Origin of the sequence: Flavobacterium ginsengiterrae, assembly GCF_039539785.1 — a bacterium.
GTDB lineage: Bacteria > Bacteroidota > Bacteroidia > Flavobacteriales > Flavobacteriaceae > Flavobacterium > Flavobacterium ginsengiterrae.
Genome location: NZ_BAABDU010000011.1, coordinates 187,473 through 212,002 on the forward strand (window position 1 = coordinate 187,473; position 24,530 = coordinate 212,002).

General features: G+C 36.1%; 12 protein-coding genes. All 12 read left to right on the top strand.

Annotation, left to right across the window (positions count from 1 at the left end):
* Positions 1 to 87 precede the first annotated feature (87 nt).
* On the top strand, positions 88 to 1,512 hold the full coding sequence (locus tag ABD859_RS23385; protein ID WP_345147239.1) for a sialate O-acetylesterase: 1,425 nt from the start codon (positions 88 to 90) through the stop codon (positions 1,510 to 1,512).
* 108 nt (positions 1,513 to 1,620) lie between these two features.
* Positions 1,621 to 3,951, top strand: coding sequence for a DUF5703 domain-containing protein (locus ABD859_RS23390; RefSeq protein ID WP_345147240.1), 2,331 nt, complete (start codon positions 1,621 to 1,623; stop codon positions 3,949 to 3,951).
* Positions 3,948 to 6,398 carry a pectate lyase family protein gene (locus ABD859_RS23395; protein WP_345147241.1) on the top strand — a complete coding sequence of 817 codons (2,451 nt, stop codon included), beginning with the start codon at positions 3,948 to 3,950 and terminating at the stop codon, positions 6,396 to 6,398. Before ABD859_RS23390 ends, ABD859_RS23395 begins: the two co-directional genes overlap by 4 nt.
* Before the next feature lie 153 nt (positions 6,399 to 6,551).
* Positions 6,552 to 8,573: an aceric acid hydrolase gene (locus ABD859_RS23400; protein WP_345147242.1), complete on the top strand. Its 2,022-nt coding sequence runs from the start codon at positions 6,552 to 6,554 to the stop codon at positions 8,571 to 8,573.
* A 146-nt stretch (positions 8,574 to 8,719) separates the two neighbouring features.
* Complete coding sequence (locus tag ABD859_RS23405) at positions 8,720 to 9,703, top strand: pectinesterase family protein (protein WP_345147243.1); 984 nt, start codon at positions 8,720 to 8,722, stop codon at positions 9,701 to 9,703.
* A 4-nt stretch (positions 9,704 to 9,707) separates the two neighbouring features.
* Positions 9,708 to 10,490, top strand: coding sequence for a rhamnogalacturonan acetylesterase (locus ABD859_RS23410; RefSeq protein ID WP_345147245.1), 783 nt, complete (start codon positions 9,708 to 9,710; stop codon positions 10,488 to 10,490).
* Between the two features lie 653 nt (positions 10,491 to 11,143).
* Positions 11,144 to 14,515 carry a SusC/RagA family TonB-linked outer membrane protein gene (locus tag ABD859_RS23415; RefSeq protein ID WP_345147247.1) on the top strand — a complete coding sequence of 1,124 codons (3,372 nt, stop codon included), beginning with the start codon at positions 11,144 to 11,146 and terminating at the stop codon, positions 14,513 to 14,515.
* An 11-nt stretch (positions 14,516 to 14,526) separates the two neighbouring features.
* Positions 14,527 to 16,503: a RagB/SusD family nutrient uptake outer membrane protein gene (locus ABD859_RS23420; RefSeq protein WP_345147249.1), complete on the top strand. Its 1,977-nt coding sequence runs from the start codon at positions 14,527 to 14,529 to the stop codon at positions 16,501 to 16,503.
* A 123-nt stretch (positions 16,504 to 16,626) separates the two neighbouring features.
* Entirely contained in the window at positions 16,627 to 18,339 is a 1,713-nt protein-coding gene (locus ABD859_RS23425; RefSeq protein WP_345147251.1) for a polysaccharide lyase, read from the top strand.
* A gap of 121 nt (positions 18,340 to 18,460) precedes the next feature.
* Positions 18,461 to 19,147 carry a DUF3826 domain-containing protein gene (locus ABD859_RS23430; RefSeq protein WP_345147252.1) on the top strand — a complete coding sequence of 229 codons (687 nt, stop codon included), beginning with the start codon at positions 18,461 to 18,463 and terminating at the stop codon, positions 19,145 to 19,147.
* A 110-nt stretch (positions 19,148 to 19,257) separates the two neighbouring features.
* Complete coding sequence (locus ABD859_RS23435) at positions 19,258 to 20,964, top strand: polysaccharide lyase (protein ID WP_425554267.1); 1,707 nt, start codon at positions 19,258 to 19,260, stop codon at positions 20,962 to 20,964.
* A 260-nt stretch (positions 20,965 to 21,224) separates the two neighbouring features.
* Entirely contained in the window at positions 21,225 to 24,302 is a 3,078-nt protein-coding gene (locus ABD859_RS23440; protein ID WP_345147255.1) for a DUF6298 domain-containing protein, read from the top strand.
* The last annotated feature ends 228 nt before the right edge of the window (positions 24,303 to 24,530 follow it).

A 24,530-nucleotide genomic window follows, 5' to 3' on the forward strand; every position in this document is an offset into this window, starting at 1 on the left:
ATAGAATAGACACAGATTAAAGAATTTTTACAGATAAACAATCCTCTTTAATCCTTTAATCTGTGGCAAAAAAACAAAATGATAAAAATGAAAAAATCAATCATTGCAATTTTAACGGTTTTTCTAAGCCTCCAAATCAATGCAAAAATAAAACTGCCAGCAATTTTTTCCGACAATATGATGCTACAGCAAAAATCAAATGCACCTATTTGGGGCTGGGCAGAAAGGAACGCGAATATCACTATTAAAACATCTTGGGATTCTAAAATTTACAAAGCAAAAGCTGATGCTTCGGGTAAATGGAAAACCGAATTGCAGACACCAACTGCAGGCGGACCTTTTACCATTGAAGTGACGGAAGGAACTGAAAAAATAACCATCAAAAATATTTTAATCGGCGAAGTCTGGCTTTGTTCCGGACAATCCAATATGGAAATGCCATTGAAAGGATTTCAAGGACAGCCGGTTAAAAACGGAAACGAAATCATCGTAAGATCAACCAATAAAAACATTCGATTGATTACGATTCCGCGTGCGACGGTTTTAGAACCAAAAGAGGATTTTGAAGGAAAATGGGAGGAAGCTTCTCCAAAAGCAACTTCTAATTTTAGTGCGACGGCTTGGTATTTCGGATCGCTTTTGCAGGAAGTTTTAAATGTTCCGGTGGGACTGATTCACGTTTCGTACGGAGGTTCGAGTATGGAAGCTTGGATGAACAAAGAAATGCTGAAAGATTTCGCTAGCGCTAAAATTCCGACTACAAAAGAAGAATTGGCAAAAGACCCAAATCGTGTTCCGACGACTTTGTTTAACGGAATGCTTTCGCCAGTTATTGGTTACGGAATCAAAGGCTGTATCTGGTATCAGGGCGAATCGAATTACGAACGAGCAAATGAATATACGGCTCTGATGAAGAAAATGGTAAGTAGTTGGAGAACGCTTTGGAATCAGGGAGATTTTCCGTTTTATTTCGCTCAGATTGCGCCGTTTAATTATGCTTCGTTTCATCCAAAAGATTATTTAGAAAAATACAATTCGGCTTATTTGCGAGAGGCGCAATTTAAGGCTTCAAAGGAAATTCCGAATTCGGCAATGGCGGTTTTAATGGATGTTGGGGAAGAAAATAACATTCATCCAATGGACAAGGAAAAAGGAGGAAACCGACTGGCTTTTCAGGCTTTGGCAAGAACATACGGAATTGAAGGTTTCGAGTTTGAAAGTCCGAAATACAAATCAATGGAGATAAAAGACGGCGCTGTAACGGTTTCTTTTGATGATGTTGCAAATGGAATTACGTCTTATGACAAAGAAGTTTTAGGTTTCGAAATCGCTGGTGAAGACAAAGTTTTTTATCCGGCAAAAACAGTCGTAAGAAGAAAATCTGTGGTTTTGACTTCTGATAAAGTCGCCAAACCAGTTGCGGTAAGATATTTATGGAAAGACTTCGCGAAAGCGGAATTATTCAGCGCGGGAGGTCTGCCGATTTCTTCTTTTAGAACGGATGAATGGTAGCACGCGAGTACTCCTGCAAGGTTTCCAAAACCTTGTAGGTGTTAGTTAATCTTGGAACTTAAAAATGATACCTACAAGGTTTTGGAAACCTTGCAGGAAACGTAAAAAATGAAAAACATACTACTTCTATTTTCTTTCTTCGTTACGCTTTGCCTAAAAGCGCAAATCCCTGTACTCGATACTTACAATCAAGTTTGGACGACTCAAAGCAATAATTCATCTGAATCTATGCCTTTGGGGGGCGGTGATATTGGTATGAATGTCTGGGTAGAGAAAGGTGATTTGTATTTCTATTTTTCGCGAAGCGGGACTTTTGATGAACATAATACGTTGCTGAAATTAGGTCGCGTGAAAATCACTTTAACTCCAAATCCGTTTGAAGGTAAAGACGGTTTTCGTCAGGAATTGAAACTGAAAGACGGTTATGTTTTAGTTGGACAAAATGATACGAAAATCAAACTTTGGGTGGATGTTTTTAAACCGATTATTCATGTTGATTTAGAAAGTAAAAACTCGTTGAAAATGACGGCTTCTTATGAAAGCTGGCGTTATCAGAACCATCATTCAAAAGGAAAAGAAAATAATGCGAATTCTTATAAATGGGCGACTCAGGGAGATTTATTTATTTTTAAAGATTCGATTGCTTTTGAAAATAACGGACTTAAATTCTACCACAGAAATCGTGAACAAACCGTTTTTGATGTGGCAGTAAAACAACAGAAAATGGAATCGGTTAAAGAGGAAATGATGAACCCGATTGCCAATCTGACTTTCGGCGGATTCATGAAAGGCGATAACTTAAAACCAGACGGAACGTATCTTGGAAAATATCAGGATGCAGATTTTAAAGGTTTTAATTTAACTAGTGTAAAACCTTCAAAAAAACATTCATTAGAAATTTACTTAAACACCAGCCAATCTAATTTTTCGACCTGGAATAATGGATTGAAAAATTTAGTTACTTCAAATAAAAACACAACCAAACAAGCCGAGAAAAACACAACAAAATGGTGGAATAATTACTGGAACCGCAGTTTTGTTTTTACACAGAAAAATCAATCGATTGAGAAAGATTCCGTTTATCAGATTGGACAGAATTATCAATTGTTTCGATATATGCTCGGATGCAATGCGTACGGGAAATATCCAACAAAATTCAACGGCGGACTTTTTACTGTTGATCCCGTTTACACCAATAAAGAACTGAATTTTACACCCGATTTCAGAAATTGGGGAGGAGGAACGATGACGGCTCAAAATCAGCGATTGGTTTATTTTCCGATGGTAAAAAGCGGTGATTTTGATATGATGAAATCACAATTGGATTATTACTTATCAATTCAAAAAAATGCCGAATTACGCAGTAAAATTTATTGGAAACACAATGGGGCATCTTTTACAGAACAATTAGAAAACTTTGGATTGCCAAATCCAGCCGAATACGAATGGAAACGCCCCGCAGATTACGATCCGGGAATGGAATACAATGCATGGCTGGAATACGAATGGGACACGGTTTTGGAATTCTGTCAAATGATGTTACAGCAGAAAGAATATGCAAAAGAAGATATTCAAAAGTATAATCAATTTATCATTAGCTGTCTTCGATTTTTCGATGAACATTATCAATATTTAGCCAAACAAAGAGGCAGAAAAGCGTTGGACGGAAACGGAAAATTAGTTCTTTATCCGGGGTCTGGAGCTGAAACTTATAAAATGGCGAATAATTCGAACAGCACGATTTCTGCTTTACAAGTCATTACAGAACAGCTTTTAAACCTTTCGCAGAAAGAATTGTCAAAAGAAGATATTGATTATTTAAAGGCGTTTCAAACCAGAATTCCGCCTTTGAATTTTGGACAGATTGACAATCATAAAGTTTTAGTTCCGGCAAAATCATGGGAACGCGTAAATAACTCAGAAGTTCCGCAATTGTATCCTGTTTATCCGTGGGGAATTTACGGTGTTGGAAAACTAGATTTAGAAACGGCTTTAAATACATGGAAATACGATTCTGATGCCATTAAATTCAGAAGTCATGTGGGATGGAAACAGGATAATATTTTCTCTGCCAGATTAGGTTTAACCGAAGAAGCAAGAAAATACAATCTGTTGAAAATGGCAAATTCAGAAAGACGTTTCCCTGCATTTTGGGGACCTGGATTTGATTGGGTTCCAGATCATAATTGGGGAGGTTCAGGAATGATCGGTATGCAGGAAATGCTTTTGCAGGAAGCAGAGGGTAAAATCTATCTTTTTCCGGCATGGCCAAAAGATTGGAATGTTCATTTTAAATTACACGCTACCCAAAACACAACTGTTGAAGCTGAGCTCGTTAATGGAGAATTAAAGGTTTTAAAAGTGATTCCGGAAGAAAGAAAAAAAGACATTATAAACCTGATTGGAAAATCAGAAACAGAAAAAATTACCATAAAATGATTAAGAAATTAGTAAGCTCTTTTGCTTTGGCATTGCTTTTGGCTGCAAACGGGCAGGCACAAAATGCTGATAAGCAGATTGTAAAAGTCGATTTTGACTTTTTTCAGAGAAGATTAGAAGAAGTTCACGATCCAAGTTATGAAGCCTGGGTAATTAATGAAGGCAAAGAAGATCAAAAAGCTTTTAACGGAGTGAGTTTTCAACTTAAAGGAAACTTTACTTCAAAGTGGTATAAAGTCGGAATGAGCGCTCCTTTTTATAACAGATTAGGAAGTGACGGATTGGTTACAGCTGAAAATTTAGAATTAAAAATAAGCGGTTTAACGGCAGGAAAACATACGCTTTTAACTTTTCATAATGCATTTGATGTGATTAACGGAAAAACTTTTTCTCCGATAAAAATCTTAGTAAACGGGAAACTTCAGGAAACGGTAAATGCAAGTCAGAGAGCCAATGCAAAGGTTGATGCTTCGATGGCTTATATTACTTTCAATGCAGAAAAAGGAAAAGACGTAATTGTTCGTTTTGAAATTGATCCGACAAACAATCTAGATATCGTAAAACAAATTGTGATTAATGGTTTTGAATTAGATACGCCAAATTTGATGAATCAGGCGCGAACTCCACAACCAGCAAACCGAGACGAACATGTTGAAGTAACCAAAAATGTGATTTTAAAATGGGATGCTTCAAAAAACGGTACCGCTCATAAATTGTATTTTGGTTTGGATAAAAATGCAGTAGCCAATGCAACAGAATCTTCAAAAGAATTTAAAGGAAAATTGACTGATAAAAGTTTTTCCGTTTCTGATTTGTACAGCGGTTCAACATACTATTGGAGAGTGGACGAAGTCGATAATAACGGTCAGGAAACTTTAGGAAATGTGTGGTCGTTTAAACCTGCTCAACTGGCTTTTCCGGGTGCAGAAGGTTACGGACGTTATGCTGTGGGCGGACGTGGTGGAAAAGTAATTGAAGTAACAAACTTAAACGATGACGGCCCGGGAAGTTTACGCGACGCCGTGAATCAGGAAATCGGCCCGAGAACAATTGTTTTTAATGTTTCGGGAAATATTAAACTGGCTTCGAGATTGGTTGTAAATCAGCCTTATGTTACTATTGCGGGACAAACGGCTCCAGGCGAAGGAATCACGGTTACTAGAGCGCCTATCGGACTGACTGGAAACGATGGTGTAATCCGCTTTTTGAAAGTGAGAATCGGCGGCGGTAAAACGTTTGACGGAATGGGATTAACGGGCGCCGATTATAGTATTATCGATCATTGTTCAATCAGCTGGACGATTGATGAATCGTTTAGTTCGCGCGGTGCGCATCATATTACGTTACAGCGCACTTTAATTTCTGAGGCTTTAAATGTAGCAGGACATGACAAATACGAAGCTGGAAAAATGCACGGATATGCTGCTACAATTGGCGGAGATATCGGAAGTTTTCATCACAACTTATTGGCTCATAATGAAGGTCGTAACTGGAGTATTGGTGGTGGTTTAAGTGGTGATGGATTTTACACAGGAAGATTGGATATTCGTAATAACGTAGTGTACAACTGGGGAAAAAGAGCCACTGACGGCGGTGCTAACGAAGTGAACTTTGTCAATAACTATTACAAACCAGGTGCTTCAACCAAAATTTTTGTGGCTTTGAATGCACAGCACGAAGGTGTTGGAAAAGGAATGCAGCGTTATTTCTTTGATGGAAATGTGATGCCGGGTTATTTTGATGAAAAAACACAGGATAAAGGACGAAAAATGACCGTTACCAATAAAGAAATGGTAGAATACGAAACGTTCGTAAAGAAAGCGTTTTTTGAGTCTTTCGTGGAAACACAATCGGCAAATGGAGCGTATAAAAATGTACTTTCGGATGTTGGGGCAAATCAGCCGTTTTTTGACAAACATGATAACCGAATTATTGAGGAAACTAAAAAAGGAACTTTTACGTATAAAGGAAGCAAAAGCGGTTACGGCGGTATGATCGATAACGAAGAAGATGCAGGAGGATGGCCGAATTTTCCGTCTGAAACTCGTCCAACAGATTGGGATACTGATCATGACGGTTTACCAAACTGGTGGGAAAAAGCTTTTGGTTTAAATGAAAATTCACCAGCAGGAGATTTCTCAGATGCGAATTCAGATACTGATAAAGACGGATTTACGCAATTGGATAATTATTTAGACTGGCTCGCTCAACCTCATTATTTTATCAATTTAAAAGATAAAAAGTCGTTAGCTGTTGCAGATTTTTTCAAAGGTTACGACAACAAACCAGTCTATACTTTCTCTGAAGTTAAAAATGGGAAAGCGAGTTTAAAAGGAAAAGAAATTCAGTTCACGGCTTCAGATAAAGGTTTTGCATCTTTCGTAGTAACTGTAAAAGATGCAGACGGAGATTCAATGAGTCGAAGCGTTAATTTCTTTGTTAAGTAAAATATATTAAACCATATAAGTCATGTAAGAATTTATAAGCTTGACTTAATAGAAATCAAAAAAATCATATAAGATTGATTAAATCAACTTTCAAATTAGAAAAGTTAGTTTAAATGAACTTATATGACTTATATGGTTCAAAACAATTATAAAATGAAAAATTTATTAAATGTTTCCTTGAGTTTGTTTTTAGTTAGCGCTGGAGTTGTGGCTCAGAATAAAGGTTTGGTTGCGAATTCACAAAGTCCGTATTCAAAACTTCAAAGTGTTGGACTTCAGGACGTAAAATGGACGAACGGATTCTGGAAAGAACAATTTGATGTAGAAACCAAAAATACGCTTCCGTATATGTGGGATTTGTATCATAGTGAAACTTCGCATGCATATCAAAACTTCGAAATTGCAGCAGGATTAAGCAAAGGAACTTTCAAAGGGCCTTCGTTTCATGATGGTGATTTCTACAAGATTTTTGAGGGAATGGCTGCGACTTATGCCATCACAAAAGACAAGAAACTCGATGCCGAAATGGATAAAGCGATTGCGCTTTTCGCAAAAGTACAGCGCAAAGACGGTTATATTCACACACCAGTTTTGATTGATGAACGCTGGGGAACTTTAGGTCCCGAAGAAGTGAAAAAGCAATTGGGTTTCGAGAAATACAATATGGGACATTTAATGACTGCAGCTTGTATTCATTATCGCGCGACTGGAAAAATCAATTTTCTGAATATTGCCAAAGGAGTTGCCGATTTCTTATATGATTTCTACAAAAAAGCTTCGCCGGAATTAGCAAGAAATGCCATTTGTCCGTCTCATTATATGGGAATTGTCGAAATGTACAGAACGGTAAAAGACCCGAAATATCTAGAATTGGCGAATAATCTAATTGACATTAAAGGAACGACAAGCGACGGAACCGACGATAATCAGGATAGAGTTCCGTTTAGACAACAGACAACGGCCATGGGACATGCCGTAAGAGCGAATTACCTGTACGCGGGTGTTGCCGATTTATACGCCGAAACTGGAGAAAAGAAATTATTAGACAATTTAGAATCTATTTGGGATGATGTAACGTATCGCAAAATGTACATTACTGGAGGCTGTGGTTCTTTGTACGACGGAGTTTCGCCAGACGGAACTTCTTACGATCCAACTGTCGTGCAGAAAATTCATCAGGCGTACGGAAGACCTTTTCAACTGCCAAACGCAACGGCTCATACAGAAACCTGTGCCAATATTGGAAATGTGTTGTGGAACTGGAGAATGCTTCAGATTACAGGAGATGCTAAATATGCTGATATTGTGGAGTTAGCACTTTACAATAGCGTACTTTCGGGAATGGATTTGGAAGGAGAAAAATTCTTGTATAACAATCCGCTGAACGTTTCGAATGATCTGCCGTTTCACCAAAGATGGGGAAATGTGCGTGAAGGTTATATTGCGTTATCAAATTGCTGTGCGCCAAACGTAACGAGAACAATTGCGGAAGTTGGAAATTACGCTTACAATCTTTCAAAAGAAGGTTTGTATGTGAATTTATACGGAAGCAACACTTTGAATACAAAAACAGAAAACGGAGAAGCTTTAGAAATCGAACAACAAACCAATTATCCTTGGGACGGAAAAATCACTTTAAAAATCGTAAAAGCGCCAAAAGATTTACAGGCTTTCTTTTTAAGAATTCCGGGTTGGAGTCAGAATGCTGAAGTTTCGGTTAATAATTTAAAAATTACAGATCAGATTGTTTCGGGAACATATTTGAAATTAAACCAGAAATGGAAAAAAGGAGATGTTATCGAATTGAATATGCCAATGCCCGTTGAATTGATGGAAGCCAATCCGTTGGTTGAAGAAGTTAAAAATCAGGTAGCTGTAAAAAGAGGACCTTTAGTTTATTGTTTAGAATCGGATCAGCTTCCTGCTAAAATTAGTGTAAATGATGTGGCTTTAAAATTAAATTCTAAATTTACCACTAACAACTTTACATTAAATAATAGAAATTTAGTGAGCATTGAGGCTGAAGCTGTTATCAATCCTAATAATTCTTGGAATAAGGCTTTATATAAACCTCTTTCATCGAAAGATGCAACTTCTGTTCCTGTAAAATTGGTTCCGTATTTTGCGTGGGGAAATAAAGGACAGGGAGAAATGACGGTTTGGATGTCGCGTTAAAATTATATGGACATTGTTTTTTTGTAGAGACGCACAGCAGTGCGTCTAACGCAACGTAACCACAATGTTTGATGCACATGGTGTAGACGCACTGCTGTGCGTCTCTACAGATAAACTTTGTCTAAAAACTTAAAATATTAAGAACTATGAGATATATTTTGGCTTTATTTCTAATAACATTTTCGTTATCAGCCCAAACCATTGATAATAAATTAGCCTTAACCGTTGCACAAGACGGTTCGGGAGATTTTATAACTATTCAGGAAGCGGTAAACAATGTAAAAGACAATTCAGAAAAACGAGTGGTAATTACGATAAAACCTGGCGTTTATAAAGAAAAGTTAGAAATTCCCGTTTCTAAAACCTTCATCACTTTAAAAGGAACGGACAGAAATAAAACGATTATTTCATTTGATGATTATTCTGGAAAACCACTTCGTGAGCCTGATCCGTCAGGAAAAACGGCTTTTGGAACAGGAACTTCGTATTCGTTTTTAATTAAAGGAAATGACTGTACGCTTGAAAATCTTACGATTGAAAATACAGCGGGGAGAGTAGGACAGGCGGTAGCGCTTCATATTAAAGGCGATCGTGTTATCGTAAAAAACTGCAATCTTTTAGGTAATCAAGACACGCTTTATTTATCTGAAGAAAAAACTCGAATCTATTTTGAAAACTGTTTTATTAACGGAACAACCGATTTTATTTTTGGAGCTGCAACGGCTTATTTTTATAAATGTACGATCGAAAGTTTGACAAACTCTTATATCACAGCAGCTTCAACTCCGCAAGGTCAGGCTTATGGATATGTTTTTGTGGATTGTAAACTTACTGCCAAAGATAAATCGGTCGATAAAGTATTTTTGGGAAGACCCTGGAGACCTTATGCGCAGACGGTTTTCATCAATACAGATCTAGGTTCACATATTATTCCAGAAGGCTGGAACGCTTGGATCGATACCCGTTTTCCTGATAAAGATAAAACAGCTTATTATGCTGAATTCGGAAGTAAAGGTTCGAGTGCGAAAAATATATCTCAACGAGTTTCATGGTCGCATCAGTTAAAGAAAGAAGAAATTAAAAAATACGATAGAGATTTAGTTTTAAACGGATGGAATCCAAATAAATAAGCTTATGAAAAAGTTTAAAATTTTTATAATAGGAATGTGCTCGGTTTTATTACTGGGCGCTTTTGGTTTTAAGTCAAAAGTAACAAAGATTTATTTAATTGGAGATTCGACGGTTGCTGATTATTCGTTAGAAGAAAATTATCAAACCAAGAAATTTCCACAAGTTGGCTGGGGACAGGTTTTTCAGCCTTTCTTTCAAAAAGACAGTTTAAAACTGGTTAAGAACATTTTAGGTAATGCTAAAGAAGTAAAAATTGATGATCGTGCAAAAGGCGGCAGAAGTACGAGAACCTTTTTTCAGGAAGGACGCTGGGCTTCTGTTTATAAATCTCTTCAAAAAGGAGATGTAGTCATGATGCAATTTGGACATAATGATGCTTCTGTGGAAAAAACAGAACGGTATGTCAATATTGAGGGTTATAAAGAGTTTCTTCGACTTTTCATTAATCAAACCAAAGAAAAAGGCGCGATTCCGATTGTGCTTACTCCTGTTGCTAGAAACTATCCTTGGAAAGATGGTAAATTAAGTAATGTTCACGGCGATTATCCACAAGCTGCGATCGAAGTAGCTAAAGAATTAAATGTGAAATATATTGATTTGAATGAATTGTCAATGAATTTCTTCTCATCAAAAGGACAAGATTATGTTACGACAAATTATTTTATGAATTTTGAAAGTGGTAAGTATCCTGCTTTTCCAGAAGGACAAAAAGACAATACACATTTTCAAACAGAAGGAGGTATTGAAGTGGCAAGATTAGTTTTTGAGGCTATGAAAAAGCTCTAGTTTTTCAATACTTGAACGAAGAAAATAAAAGAAACCGTCGAAATTTATTCTGACGGTTTTTTTGTGAATTAAGGTTTTTGGTATAAAAAATATAACTCAATTTTATTTGGTCAGAATTTACTTTTAAAAAATGTTTTTCTCTTAAAAAATGTTTAAATTTTTTTTAAATGCTTAACTAGGTGTTTTTGTAAGTTTTTTTAATAGGAAATAAATGTATTTTAGACAATTATTACTTCAATTTTGATAACGTTTTCGTACTTATAAGCTATTCTGTATCAGTAGTAACGAAAGAGTGTTTTACAGAATGTTTAGAAGAAGAAGAGTTTTGATGAAAATCCTGCGAAATTTTAATTCAAACGCGTTTGTATATTTTGTTTTATTCAAACTTTTGTTTTAAATATTCGATTACGCATATTTTTTTTCTTCATTTTTTATTAATATTGTTTTTTTTGAGTCTTTTTTTTTGAGATTACATGATTAAAACAGGATAGAGCAGGACGGTTGTAATGTAGCATCGTTATATTTTTGGGATATGAATAATAAATGTATTTTTAACATTTAATTACAACGATTTAGTTTCTTTAAATATATAAAGGTACATTTAAAACATGACTAACTAACAATAATAAACTAACCAAAACAAAAAAGCATTTATGAAACAAGCACTTTTAAAGAGATGTAGTTTTCTTTTGTTTACACTGATGACGGTGATGAGTTATGCTCAGAACTCAAATCAAGTTACGGTAACAGGAACTGTGACTGATAATGTATCAGGTCTGCTTCCGGGAGTTAACGTAACAGAGAAATCTACAAAGAATACAGTTACGACTGATTTTAATGGTCAATTTCAAATTAAAGTAAAACCAAATGCTACTTTAGTTTTTTCATTTATAGGAATGAGAAAACAAGAAGTGCCAATTGGAACAAGAACAACAGTAAATGTTAAACTAACGGAAGACTCAAACGAATTACAAAATATAGTAGTAGTAGGGTACGGTAGTCAAAAGAAAGAAAAGCTTACTGGAGCTATTGCTACAATCAGTGCATCAGATATTCAGGAACTTCCTGTTTCAAATTTATCTGAAGCTTTGAGAGGACAGGTGCCTGGTTTAAGTGTAATTGATGGCGGGGGTCGTCCTGGTGATGGTGCTTCTCTTGAAATTCGCCAAACTTATGGATTCTCAAAAGATGGTAGTTCAAAAACACCTTTAATTATTATTGACGATATGATCCAGGTGGATCCAATTAATGGTAGACCATCTCTAGATGCATTTAACAGATTAGATCCTTCGGAGATTGAAAGTATGACAGTTTTAAAAGATGCGTCTGCAGCTATTTATGGTTCTCGTGCATCTCAGGGAGCTATCGTTGTTAAAACTAAAAGAGGAAAAAGTGGTGTGCCAACGTTCTCATATTTTACTCAATTTGCAGTAAATGATGCAGTTAGTCATAGTAAAACGATGAGCGCATATGAATTTGGTGTTTTCTCTAATAGATTTTTTAGAGGAAATAATAATCTGGGTAATAATTCATCGAATCTTTTTACAGATAGAGAGTTAGAAGAGATGAAAGGCTTAGATTATGACTGGCTTAAAGAAGCTTGGAAGCCTGCAATTCAGCAAAAGCACACTTTAAGCGTAAGTGGTGGTACTGAAAAGGCAACTTATTTTGCAGGTATTAATTACTTTACACAAGATGCAAATTTAGGAAAACAAGATTATCAGAAATGGAACTTCCGTACGGGTATGACAGCAAAAATCACAAGTTCTTTAGATTTTTCTGCAGCAGTTTCTGGTAATTCTGGAGATATTGAAAAATCATTTACAAAAGCGTCATCAAGTATTAATGATAGTTATGCTTCTTCATCAGGAGGAGAACAAGCAGATTATGGACTTTTATTGCACATGCCTAAGTATATTCCTTGGGAAACTACAGTAAACGATAAACAATATTTTATGTCTCCGTTTGCACGTACAGATCGTACTATTGGTTCTCCAAATTCAAACAGCACAATTGCAGGTTGGAATTATTTTGCAGGATTAAACAATGGTTCTAAACAAATTTCAAGTGATTTTTCATACAATGTAAATATGTCACTTAACTGGAAAGTTCCATTTATAAAAGGATTATCTTTAAAAGGAACTTATGCAAGAACTCAAACTTCTGAAAGTTCAGAGCAAATTCAATTACCATATGATTTAGCAAGAATTATGGGGTATGAAAAATTAGACAGTCACTTAGCTAGTTCTGCTTTACCTACAACTGTAAATGATGGGGTTCACAATTACTATCAAATCGAAACTAATACTCGTGGATCTAGAGTTTATTACAATAGTTCACGTTCTAAATCTGTTCAGGCTAACTTTTTTATAGATTATAACAGAACTTTTGATAATCATGAAGTAGGAGCAATGTTCTCTGTAGAACGTTCTGAATCAGAATTTAACAGTTCACGTTTAGCATTTGAAAATACTGGAAAAGATTATGCAGGTTCTTATCAAACGGCAGGAACTTTAACTACTAACTCAACTGCATTAAAAGGTGAGCAAGGAACTTTATCATATTTAGGTCGTTTAAACTACAGTTACAAAGGACGTTATATGCTTCAATTCCTTTTTAGAAGTGATGCTTCTACAAAATTTGCACCAGAAAATTATTGGGGATTCTTCCCTTCAGTTCAGGCAGGATGGATTGTTTCTAAAGAAAAATGGTTTACTGATAATGTAGGATGGATGGATTTCCTTAAAATTCGTTACTCTATTGGTAAAACAGGAAATGACAATATTAATGCTTGGAGATGGATGAAACTTTATGATGTTGTAGCTGATAAAGGTTTCCAGTTTGGATCTAATGGAGGTGTTCTTGGAGGTGCTGTTACACCTAGAGTTGAGCCAAATAGAAATGTAGGCTGGGATACAACTATCAAAAATAACGTGGGTATTGACTTAGCTGTATTAAAAAACAGATTGTCTTTAACAACAGATTTCTATTATGATAGATCAAAAGAAATGTTAACAGGAATGGCAGGACAAGTTGGAGTGCCAATCTCTGTTGGAGGAGGATTTGCAGAAGAAAACTATGCTGCGGTTGATTCTTGGGGAGCAGAGTTTGCGTTAAACTGGAAAGATAATGTTAATAAAAACTTTAGTTATAATGTTGGAGTAAACTTTGGATTATCAGACAATATGGTTAAAAAATATCCAGATCCAGCTATATTACATCCATCAAACAACTTAACTCAGGCAGGGCAATCTACATTTTTCCCATCTTGGGGTTTCAAAACTTGGAAAGGAACTTCTACTGGAGACGGAATTTTACGTACTGATCAGGATGTTGCAAATTACTGGTCTTACTTAACTCAAAATGCAGCAGCTGTAGGCGGACAGCCAAATTATTTAGGAATTTCTAATGTTGCTGATATGAGAAAAGGAATGTTGGCTTATCAAGATGCAGCAGGACAATTTAATAGTACAGATGGAACTCAGGCTGGACCAAATGGACAAATCCAAAAGAATGAAGATTACGTTAAATTAGTGAATAAAAACAGATCGTATGGTTTTACTACTAACTTAGGAGGTAGATATAAATCATTTTTCTTTAAAACTCAAATAGCAACTTCTTGGGGTGGATTCCGCGCAATAGATGTTGTAAAACAAGGTACTGGTTCTTCTCACAACATGTGGGCGCGTGAAACTTTCTGGAATGATATGTATTCAGATGATAACGTAAATGGAAGATATCCTAATTTGAACTCTACAGGACAAGATTATCTTACAGTGCCTTCAGATTTCTGGCAATTAGATACTTTTAGATGTACAGTAAGAAACTTAACATTAGGATTTGATTTGCCTAAAGATCTTTTAGATAAAATTAAAATTTCGAAATGGTCAATTGGTGTAACAGGTAATAATCTTTGGGATTTATACAACCCATATCCTGATCATTACCGCAATATGTATGATACTTCTTCAGAGAATTATCCTACTCTTAGAACTTGGGCTGTTACTTTTAACATTACATTCTAATTCAATTAAAGATGAAACTAAAAATTAATAAATATGTAACCTTAGCACTTTTAGTAGTGCTAAGTGCTTCTTGCAGCGATAATTTTTTGGAAGAAAAGAAAAATTATGGAAGTGTTGACGATTCGTTTTACGAAAGTCAAGAACGTGCTAATTGGTATATTAATAATGTTTATTTCGATTATTACTCTGCTTTTAAATCTCCAGGACAAAGTCTTGTAGGTTCATTTACAGATACATATTCTAAAATGACTGAAGAAATAGGAGGAATTCAGCCTCTTATTAATCCAAACCTTACTTATGTAAATGCTGCAGATGCATCAGGTTACTACGGAGGTAAACTTGAAGATAAAATTAATAACGTTCCTTATAACAGAATTAGAGATTGTAACTCTTTTATTAGAGATATTGATGTTAAAGGAGCAAATTTAGATAAAACATTTCGCGATCAGGCAAAAGGACAATTATATTACTTACGTGCAGTTCAATATTTTGATTTAATGCGTGTTTATGGAGGTGTTCCTATTGTAACCGAAGTTCAGACTCCAAGTACAGAGGATGAAGCTATAAAATTACCTAGAGCTACAGTTGCCGAGGTTGTAGAACAAATTGTAAAAGATTTGGATATGGCAGCAAGCTTATTGCCTCCAAACTGGATTGCAGCAGAATATGGACGTGTTACAAAAGGTGCCGCTTTAGCAGTAAAATCAAGAGTATTATTAACTTATGCAAGTCCATTATTTAATAAAAACTGGGATGGTTCTAACGAACGTTGGGATGCGGCATTAAAAGCTGGTTTAGAAGCTGAAACTGCTTTAACAGCTGCTGGATATGGTTTATACGGAAATTCAGCAAAAGACTGGCAGAATATGTTTGCACTAGGAAGTAATGCATTTTGTTCTGAAGCAATTACAACACAGCTTTTATCTGCACTTAATACAAATCTAGGAGTTAATAACTCTTGGGAAAAAGCTATCCGTTTAGTTAGTCAAGGTGGTACAGGTGCTATGGAAGCTCCAAAAGAGATGATTGATTTATTTCCTACAGATAAAGGAGAAAGACCTACAGCGGCAAATGGTTATGATCCGTTCCTTTTCTTTCTTAAACGTGATCCAAGATTCTACAGAACGTTTGCTTTCTCTGGTGTAAAATGGGATTATAAAGAAAATGCTAAACCAGTTGTATGGGCTTACAGATGGGAAGATAAAGACAAAAAACTTTATTTTAGTGATTCAAATAATGAGCCAAGCCCTGCAATTGTTAGAAAAATGACAGATGTAACTGCTTCTAACACAAGTAATTTCCAATATTCTGGAAATGATATTTTAGAATACCGTTATGCAGAATTATTATTAAATATAGCAGAATGTTATGCGGCATTAGGTCAGACAAATAACACGATTGCTTATTTAAGCAGAATTAGAAAACGTGTTGGTATCGATGCAGCAAATAATTATGGTATTGGTACTTTAGTTGACAAATATGCGGCTATAGAAGCTGTATTGTATGAGCGTAGAGTAGAATTAGCTTATGAAGGTAAACGTTACTGGGATGTACAGCGATGGATGCTTTATGACAATACTGGACTTCCAGGTACAACAGCCGGAACTGTTGCAAAATTAGGTTTAACACCTATCAATGGTACACAGCGTACTGGAAATTATTTACAGTTTAAAAACATCACACAAACAGCAGCAGATCCTTTAACAACTGCCAGAGCAAGTATTTCTGTAGATATAGATGCTGCAAAAGCAACTTTTGAAGCACAATTAAATACATTGGCCACTTTTTACACAAATAATTTTGTATTAGCTGCGCCGCCAACTCCAATGGATCAGGTAAATAACGTTGCAGTTAAAATCAAATTTAATCCAAATTATTATATTCAAGGATTACAAAATACAGTGTTAGCACAAAATCCATGGTTAAAACAAACAATTGGATGGAAAGACGCTTCTGGTGGAGAAGGAGATTACAATTACCAACAATAAAATGCTAGTGAACTTTTTTAAATTCACTAAAGAACAATAGACATTAAATAGAACTTTTCACCTGTATTCGTCAAAAGATACAGGTGATTTGTTTAAAAAGAATTACCACAATTAAAAATTAACATGAAAAATTCCGCATTATTTATCGCATCATCGCTGCTTTTTTTAGGAAGTGCAAAATGTTTTGCCCAATATCCTAAAATAAGCCCGGAAGTTCAGGCACAAGAAAAAGCAATTAAAGAAGAAGCACAAAGACTTTCAGACGAAGCTTGGGCAAAAGCTTTAGTTGTTATTGAAGAAGAAGCAAAACATGGAAAACCATATATTCCGTGGGCATCAAGACCAACCGATTTACCTCAGGCAGAAATTCCTGCTTTCCCAGGCGCTGAAGGAGGAGGAATGTACACTTTTGGTGGACGTGGAGGAAAAGTTTACACAGTAACAAGCCTTGAAGACCGCGGACCAGGAACACTTCGTGAAGCTTGTGAACAAGGAGGAGCGAGGATAATCGTATTTAATGTTGCTGGAATTATCAGATTAAAAAGTCCGTTGATTATTCGTGCGCCTTATATCACAATTGCGGGACAAACAGCTCCTGGAGACGGAATCTGTATTGCCGGAGAATCAACTTGGATTGATACACACGATGTAATTATTAGACACGTACGTTTCCGTCGTGGAGAAACTTTTGTGGGAAGAAGAGACGATGCCATTGGAGGAAATCCAGTTGGAAACATCATGATCGACCACGTTTCTGCAACTTGGGGATTAGACGAAAATATGTCAATTTATAGACACATGTACAACCCAGGGCCAGGTTATCCAGATATTAAAGTTGGAACGGTAAACATTACCATCCAAAACAGTTTATTTGGTGAAGCTTTAGATACTTATAATCACGCTTTCGGAAGTACTTTGGGTGGAGAAAACTGCTCTTTCATGAGAAACATGTGGGCAAATAATGCTGGTAGAAACCCTTCTATCGGATGGAACGGAATTTTTAACTTCGTTAATAATGTGGTTTTTAACTGGTATAACAGATCTACAGATGGTGGAGATTACACTGCGAATTATAACATTATCAACAACTTCTACAAACCAGGACCAGTTACCGATTTAACACAGCCAATCAGCTACAGAATCTTAAAACCAGAATCAGGAAGAAGTAAATTACCTTACATGGTTTTTGGAAGAGCTTATGTAAACGGAAACGTTGTGAACGGAAACGAAAAAGTAACCAAAGACAACTGGGACGGCGGAATTCAAATTGAAAACAAAAAAGGAGAGTTGATGTCATACGACGAAGCAAAAGATTATTTCGCTAAAATGAAAAGCGAAAAACCTTTCCCAATGCCATGGTTTAATAAATTCATGACAGCTGAAGAATCGTATGAATATGTTCTTAAAAATGTTGGAGCAACTTTACCAATCAGAGATAAAGTAGACGAAAGAATCGTAAGAACAGTAAAAACTGGAGTTCCGGAATATGCGAAAGGTTTAGAGAAAAAAGAATTCTATCAATTCGAACACAGAAGACTTCCAATGGATTCTTATAAAAAAGGAATTATTACAGATATTTCTCAAGTTGGCGGATATCCAGAATACAAAGGAAAACCTTACGTAGACACAGACAAAGACGGAATGCCAGACGCTTGGGAGAAAAAATACGGTTTAAATCCAAACGATCCATCTGATGCGCAGGGAGACTTAAACGGTGACGGATATTCTAATATTGAAGATTATATCAACGGTGTAAACCCAGCGATAAAAGTAAACTGGAAAGATTTAGCGAATAACAAAGAAACTTTGGTAAGACCTTTGTTAGATTTAAAATAAAAACCGATAGGTTAAAGAAATAGAAAAATTTCTCGCAAAGTCGCTAAGACGCAAAGTTTTATTATAAAACTTAAGAAATAGCTTTGCGTCTTAGCGACTTTGCGAGATTAAAAAAATAAAGATGATGTTAATAAAAAAAATAAATATCGGCTTATTATCGGTTCTTTTCACATTTTCTACTTTAAATGCACAACAGCATTTAGATCCAGAATACGTAAAAGTTACGAATGAAAGAGCCGCTAAAATCGTCGCAAAATTAGATTTGAAAAACGAAGCAAAAGAAAAAGCAGTTTCAAATATTATTGCACAGCAATTCAGAGATTTAACGGAGATTCAGGACGGAAGAGACGCTGAAATCAAAAAAGTAAAAGAAGATACTTCTTTAGCTAAAGAAGATCAAAACAAGAAAATTGACAAACTGAAATCAAAAGCAGACGAATCAATAGCAAAACTGCATAAATCTTACATCAAGAAATTGGGTAAAGAATTATCAGAAGATAAAATCACAGAAGTTAAAGACGGAATGACATACGGAGTGCTTCCAATCACAGTTGCAGGTTACAACGATATGCTTCCAAATTTAACTGCAGAACAAAAAGATTATATATACAAAGCTTTAGTAGAAGCCAGAGAACACGCAATGGATGCTGGTTCATCTAAAGAAAAACACGGCTGGTTTGGCAAATACAAAGGAAGAATCAACAACTATTTATCAAAACAAGGTTACGATCTAAACAAGGAAAGTAAAGACTGGCACGAACGTGTTGAAGCGAGAGAGAAGGCCAAGAAAGAAGGTCAAAAAGAATAGTCCTTAGTCCTTAGATTTTTAGTCCATGGTGAGTTTTCGCTAAACTAAAGAACTAAGTACTAACCACGAAAAAACTAAGGACTAAAAACTAACTACTAAGTACTATTAACATGCAACATATTTCTCCAAGCCGAACTTTCAAAAGAACACTAATGGCATTTTCATTTTGTTCACTTGTTTCTTCGGCGTATGCACAATATCCCGTAATTCCGAAAGATGTTCAAGCAAAAGCAGATGCTGTTTTAGCTGATGAAGAAAAAAGACTGGCTGAAATCTGGAATGCTAATTATCATATTATCAAAGAAGAGGCAAAACAGGGAAAACCCTATTTACCTTGGGCTTCATATCCAAAAGATTTTGTTCAAGCTGATATTCCTGCATTTCCTGGAGCTGAAGGTGGAGGGGCGTATACACAAGGTGGACGTGGCGGAAAAATATTTGTAGTAACAAGTTTAGCAGACAGCGGAAAAGGAACTTTTCGTGAAGCCTGTGAAGCTGTTGGAGCGAGAACTATTGTTTTTAACGTTTCAGGAATTATTAAACTTGAAAAAAGAATCAGCATGCGTGCGCCTTATGTAACAATTGCAGGTCAGACAGCTCCGGGTGACGGAATCTGTATTGCGGGAGAAACATTAGAAATCGACACACATGACGTCATTATCAGACATATGCGTTTCAGACGTGGTGCAACCGAAGTTACAAGAAGAGACGATGCTCTTGGTGGAAACCCTATGGGAAATATCATTGTTGACCATTGCTCTGTAAGTTGGGGATTAGACGAAAATATTTCGTTATACAGACATCAGTTTGCAGCTAACGAAAAATCAAAACTGGAAAAACTGCCAGCGTGTAATATCACAATTCAAAATACTATTTCAGCAGAAGGTTTAGATACTTATAATCACGCGTTTGGAAGTACAATTGGCGGATTAAATAGTACTTTTATGCGCAATTTATGGGCCGACAACATTTCTAGAAATGCTTCTATCGGAATGTATGGCGATTTTAATTTTGTCAATAACGTAGTATTCAATTGGTGGAATCGTACTCTTGATGGAGGTGATTATCGCTCAATGTTAAACATCATCAATAATTATTTTAAACCGGGACCAATTACACCAGTAAACGAACCTATTTCACATAGAATCGTAAAACCGGAATCAGGATATATTCAGCCAAAACAATACGGAAGAGCTTATGTTTCAGGAAACTTTATCGTAGGATCTCCAGAAGTTACGGCAGATAACTGGAATGGAGGAGTTCAGTTGGAAAATCTTCCGGAAGCAGAAACAAAAGAATTTTTAGAAGCAATTAAACAGCCAAAACCATTTTCAATGCCTTCATTTAAAATCATGAGTGCAGAAGAAAGTTATGATTTTGTTCTAACGAATGTTGGAGCGACGATTCCGAAAAGAGATGCTGTAGATGAGCGTGTTATCAAACAAGTTAGAACAGGAAAAATCGAAGTTAAAGACGGTTTAGAAAATGCAATCGGAAAAGAATTTATAAAAAGAAGACTTCCAGCCGATTCATACAAAAAAGGAATCATAACACATCCAGATCAGGTTGGCGGATATCCAACTTATAAAGGAAAAGCTTATAAAGATTCGGACAACGACGGAATTCCAGACGCTTGGGAGAAAAAATACGGCTTGAATCCAAATGATGCTTCAGACGCCAATAAAGATTCAAACGGAGACGGTTACACGAACATCGAAAAGTATTTCAACAACATCGATCCAAATCAAAAAGTAGACTGGACGAAATTGGAGAATAACACCGATACATTGGCGAAGTTGAAAACTTTGCTGCAATAGTTCAACGCTAAGTAATAACATACAGTTTGTCATTTCGACGGAGGAGAAATCTCCGCAAGAAACTCCGCAAAGTTTGATTTAGATTGTCGAGCTACTAACGGAGATTTCTCCTTCGTCGAAATGACAAAAATTACGGAAATACGTAACTTTAGAAAATCTAAAATCTAAATTCAGAAATCTAAAATAATACAGAAGTGAACTTCATTCATTTTAAAAATATAATTTCCTTCAAAAACACATTAGTCATAATGTGTTTTGCTATGTCTGTAAATATCACAGCCCAAACTGCTTTTCCGGACATTGTAAAAACCAAAGAAGGAAAACTAACTTTCACAACAGACAATCAGGGAAATCAGATTCCGGATTTTTCTTTTGCTGGTTATATGTCATCAGAAAAAGCAATTCCGAATCTGGAGAACAAGATTTTTGTTTCGAAGCAGGAAGAAGACGCTACACAGAAAATCCAAAATGCGATTGATTATGTAAGCGGTTTAAAACCAGATAAAAATGGTTTTCGCGGAGCTGTTCTTTTAGATAAAGGAACATTCAAAGTAAGCGGCACTTTATACATCAGAAAATCGGGAGTTGTTCTTCGCGGAAGCGGAAATTCTGAAAACGGAACCGTACTTTTAGGAACTGGTTTAGAAAGAGAAGCTTTAATTAGAATTTTGGGTGAAAATGATAAAGTGTATAAAGATACTTTCGAATTCAACAATGCTTATACACCACTTGGAACACAGAAAATCCAATTAAAAAATACTGCAAAATTAAAAGTTGGAGACGAAATCGAAATCAGCAAACCTTTAACTGATAATTTCATTAAAGAAGTAAACATGCAGGATTTCGGCGGAGAAACTTCATGGATTGGCTGGAAAAAAGGCGACTGGATTACGACTTGGAACAGAATTGTTACTAAAATCAACGGAAATGAAGTTACTGTAAACGCTCCAATAACCATGTCTTTAGACGATGTTTTCGGAACTTCAAAAGTAACCGTTTATTCATGGGCAGGAAGAATTGAGCATATCGGTGTTGAAAACATGCTGATAAAATCGACTTTCAATCCTTCAAATGCAAAAGATGAAGAACACAGATGGCAGGCAGTAAGCATTGAGAACACTAGGAATGCGTGGGTAAAACAAGTTAATTTCAAACACTTTGCAGGTGGAGCCGTTACGGTTTTAAAAACAAGTCAGCAAGTTACGGTTGAAGATTGTATTGCAACAGAACCGGTTTCTGAAATCGCTTCATTCAGAAGACATACCTTTTATACAGAAGGTCAGCAGACGCTTTTCCAACGTTGTTATTCTGAATTTGGCTATCATGATTTTGCTGTGGGCGGATTTGGTACAACGGGTCCAAATGTATTTGTGCAATGCGAATCGCATCTGCCATTTGAAAATAGCGGTGCAATCGGAAGCTGGGCAACCGGAGTTTTATTCGACATTGCAAATATTGACGGAAAAGCGTTAAGCTACAACAACAGAGAGCAGGCAGGAAGAGGTGCAGGATGGACAGCAGCTAATTCGGTTATTTGGGAATCATCAGCTTCAAAAGTAGAATGTTATAATCCGCCGACAGCACAAAACTGGGCTTTTGGAGTTTGGGGACAATTTGGAGGAAACGGACATTGGAAAGACGTAAACGGACACATTAGTCCAAGAAGTTTATTCTACACTCAATTAGAAGCCAGATTAGGTAAACTTCCAGTTCAGCCTTTTATTTACGATTTAGGCTCAGAACCATCTTCAAGTCCAACAATCGAAGTTGCACAAGAACTGACTAAAAACTCAGTTACAACATCAAAAAGTCTACAAGAATGGATTGCAGAAGCTTCAAAAGCAAATCCAGTAAATACGGATAGTAAAGGTTTAAAAAATGCAAACGATTTAAAAGTTGTTGCAGATAAAACAGAAAAATCAACGTCAAAAGTAATCACAGAAAATGGTTGGTTGACTTTTGAAGGAAAATTAATTGCAGGAAAAGAAACCAATGTAGCATGGTGGAGAGGTGATCTTACAGATGATTTCGTAAACAAATCTACACCGCATTTAACCCGTTTTGTACCAGGAAGAACAGGAAACGGATTAACAGATAAAGTTCAGGAAACAGTAGATTATTTAACAAAAAATAACATCGTTGCTTTAGAACACAACTACGGTCTATGGTACGAGCGCCGTATGGACGATCACGAACGCGTACGCCGATTCGATGCCGATGTCTGGCCTCCGTTTTACGAACAGCCTTTTGCAAGAAGTGGGCAGGATTTTGCTTGGGATCATTTAAGCAAATATGATTTAACGAAATTCAACGATTGGTACTGGAATCGTTTAGCGCAGTTTGCAACGTTAGCAGAACCAAACGGACAATTGTTAATCAATCAGCAATATTTTCAGCATAATATTTTAGAAGCTGGAGCGCATTGGGCAAGTTCGCCTTGGCGTTCGGCAAACAATATCAATAGTTCTGGATTTCCGGAGCCACCGCCGTACGCAGGAGACAAACGTATTTTTATGGCGGAACAGTTTTATGATATTACGAATGCTCAAAGAAGAAAATTACATGAAGGTTTCATTAGAAAATCATTTGAGAACTTTCAGGAAAACAGCAACGTAATTCAGTTAACAAGTGCCGAATATACAGGTCCGCTTCACTTCATGGAATTCTGGATTGACCAGGCTCAAAAATGGAAAGACGAAACTGGTAAAAAAGGCTTAATCGGTTTAAGTGCTACAAAAGATGTACAAGACGTGATTCTTAACGATGCCAAAAGAAACAAAACCGTTGATGTAATCGACATTAGATATTGGTATTACAAAGAAGACGGTTCAGCTTATGCTCCACAAGGAGGCGTAAATTTAGCACCAAGACAGCACGCCAGAAAATTAAAAACCGGAAAAGAAACCGACAATCAGGTATATCGTGCAGTTAGAGAATACCGCGAAAAATATCCAGAGAAAATAGTTTTATATTCAACAGACGGTTCATCAAGATTTGGCTGGCCAGCTTTAATGGCAGGAGCTTCTTTACCAAACATTCCAAAAATTGAACTGCCTCAGTTTTATGCCGCTTTAATCGAAATGAAATTAGTTGAAGGAAACACGTTTTCAGACAATCTTTGGAAATTAGAAAACAAAGGCAAAAGCTATCTTTTCTATTTGAAAAATGACCATGATATCACAATCGATTTATCAAACGAAAAAGGAACATTTGAAGTATTTGCAATCAATGCTTCAACAGGAAATACAACAAAAAAAGCCAACATCAGCGGAGGAAAACAAATCACAATTCCACAAGCCGAAATAAAAGAAAAAGTGCTTTTTGTAGTGAAGAAATAGTTAGCCACAGATTACAAAGATTAAAAGGATTAGAAAATTAGAATTAAAATAATCTGCCCAATCTGCGAGCGAAAAAAATTTCACGCAGATTTAAAAAGATCAAAGCAGATTTTACAGATTTTTAAAATTTAATCTGCGCAAATCCGCTAAAATCAGCGAAATCTGCGTGAAATAATAAAGACAAAGCTTGGAAAATCCATTAAATCAGTGAAATCTGTGGCAAAAAAA

Bases quoted from the DNA above. Each gene is read 5' to 3' on its own strand.
- ABD859_RS23435 (WP_425554267.1), top strand. From the start codon at position 19,258: ATGCAACATATTTCTCCAAGCCGAACTTTCAAAAGAACACTAATGGCA.
- ABD859_RS23410 (WP_345147245.1), top strand. From the start codon at position 9,708: ATGAAAAAGTTTAAAATTTTTATAATAGGAATGTGCTCGGTTTTATTA.
- ABD859_RS23400 (WP_345147242.1), top strand. From the start codon at position 6,552: ATGAAAAATTTATTAAATGTTTCCTTGAGTTTGTTTTTAGTTAGCGCT.
- ABD859_RS23395 (WP_345147241.1), top strand. From the start codon at position 3,948: ATGATTAAGAAATTAGTAAGCTCTTTTGCTTTGGCATTGCTTTTGGCT.
- ABD859_RS23430 (WP_345147252.1), top strand. From the start codon at position 18,461: ATGATGTTAATAAAAAAAATAAATATCGGCTTATTATCGGTTCTTTTC.
- ABD859_RS23390 (WP_345147240.1), top strand. From the start codon at position 1,621: ATGAAAAACATACTACTTCTATTTTCTTTCTTCGTTACGCTTTGCCTA.
- ABD859_RS23420 (WP_345147249.1), top strand. From the start codon at position 14,527: ATGAAACTAAAAATTAATAAATATGTAACCTTAGCACTTTTAGTAGTG.
- ABD859_RS23440 (WP_345147255.1), top strand. From the start codon at position 21,225: ATGTCTGTAAATATCACAGCCCAAACTGCTTTTCCGGACATTGTAAAA.
- ABD859_RS23415 (WP_345147247.1), top strand. From the start codon at position 11,144: ATGAAACAAGCACTTTTAAAGAGATGTAGTTTTCTTTTGTTTACACTG.
- ABD859_RS23405 (WP_345147243.1), top strand. From the start codon at position 8,720: ATGAGATATATTTTGGCTTTATTTCTAATAACATTTTCGTTATCAGCC.
- ABD859_RS23385 (WP_345147239.1), top strand. From the start codon at position 88: ATGAAAAAATCAATCATTGCAATTTTAACGGTTTTTCTAAGCCTCCAA.
- ABD859_RS23425 (WP_345147251.1), top strand. From the start codon at position 16,627: ATGAAAAATTCCGCATTATTTATCGCATCATCGCTGCTTTTTTTAGGA.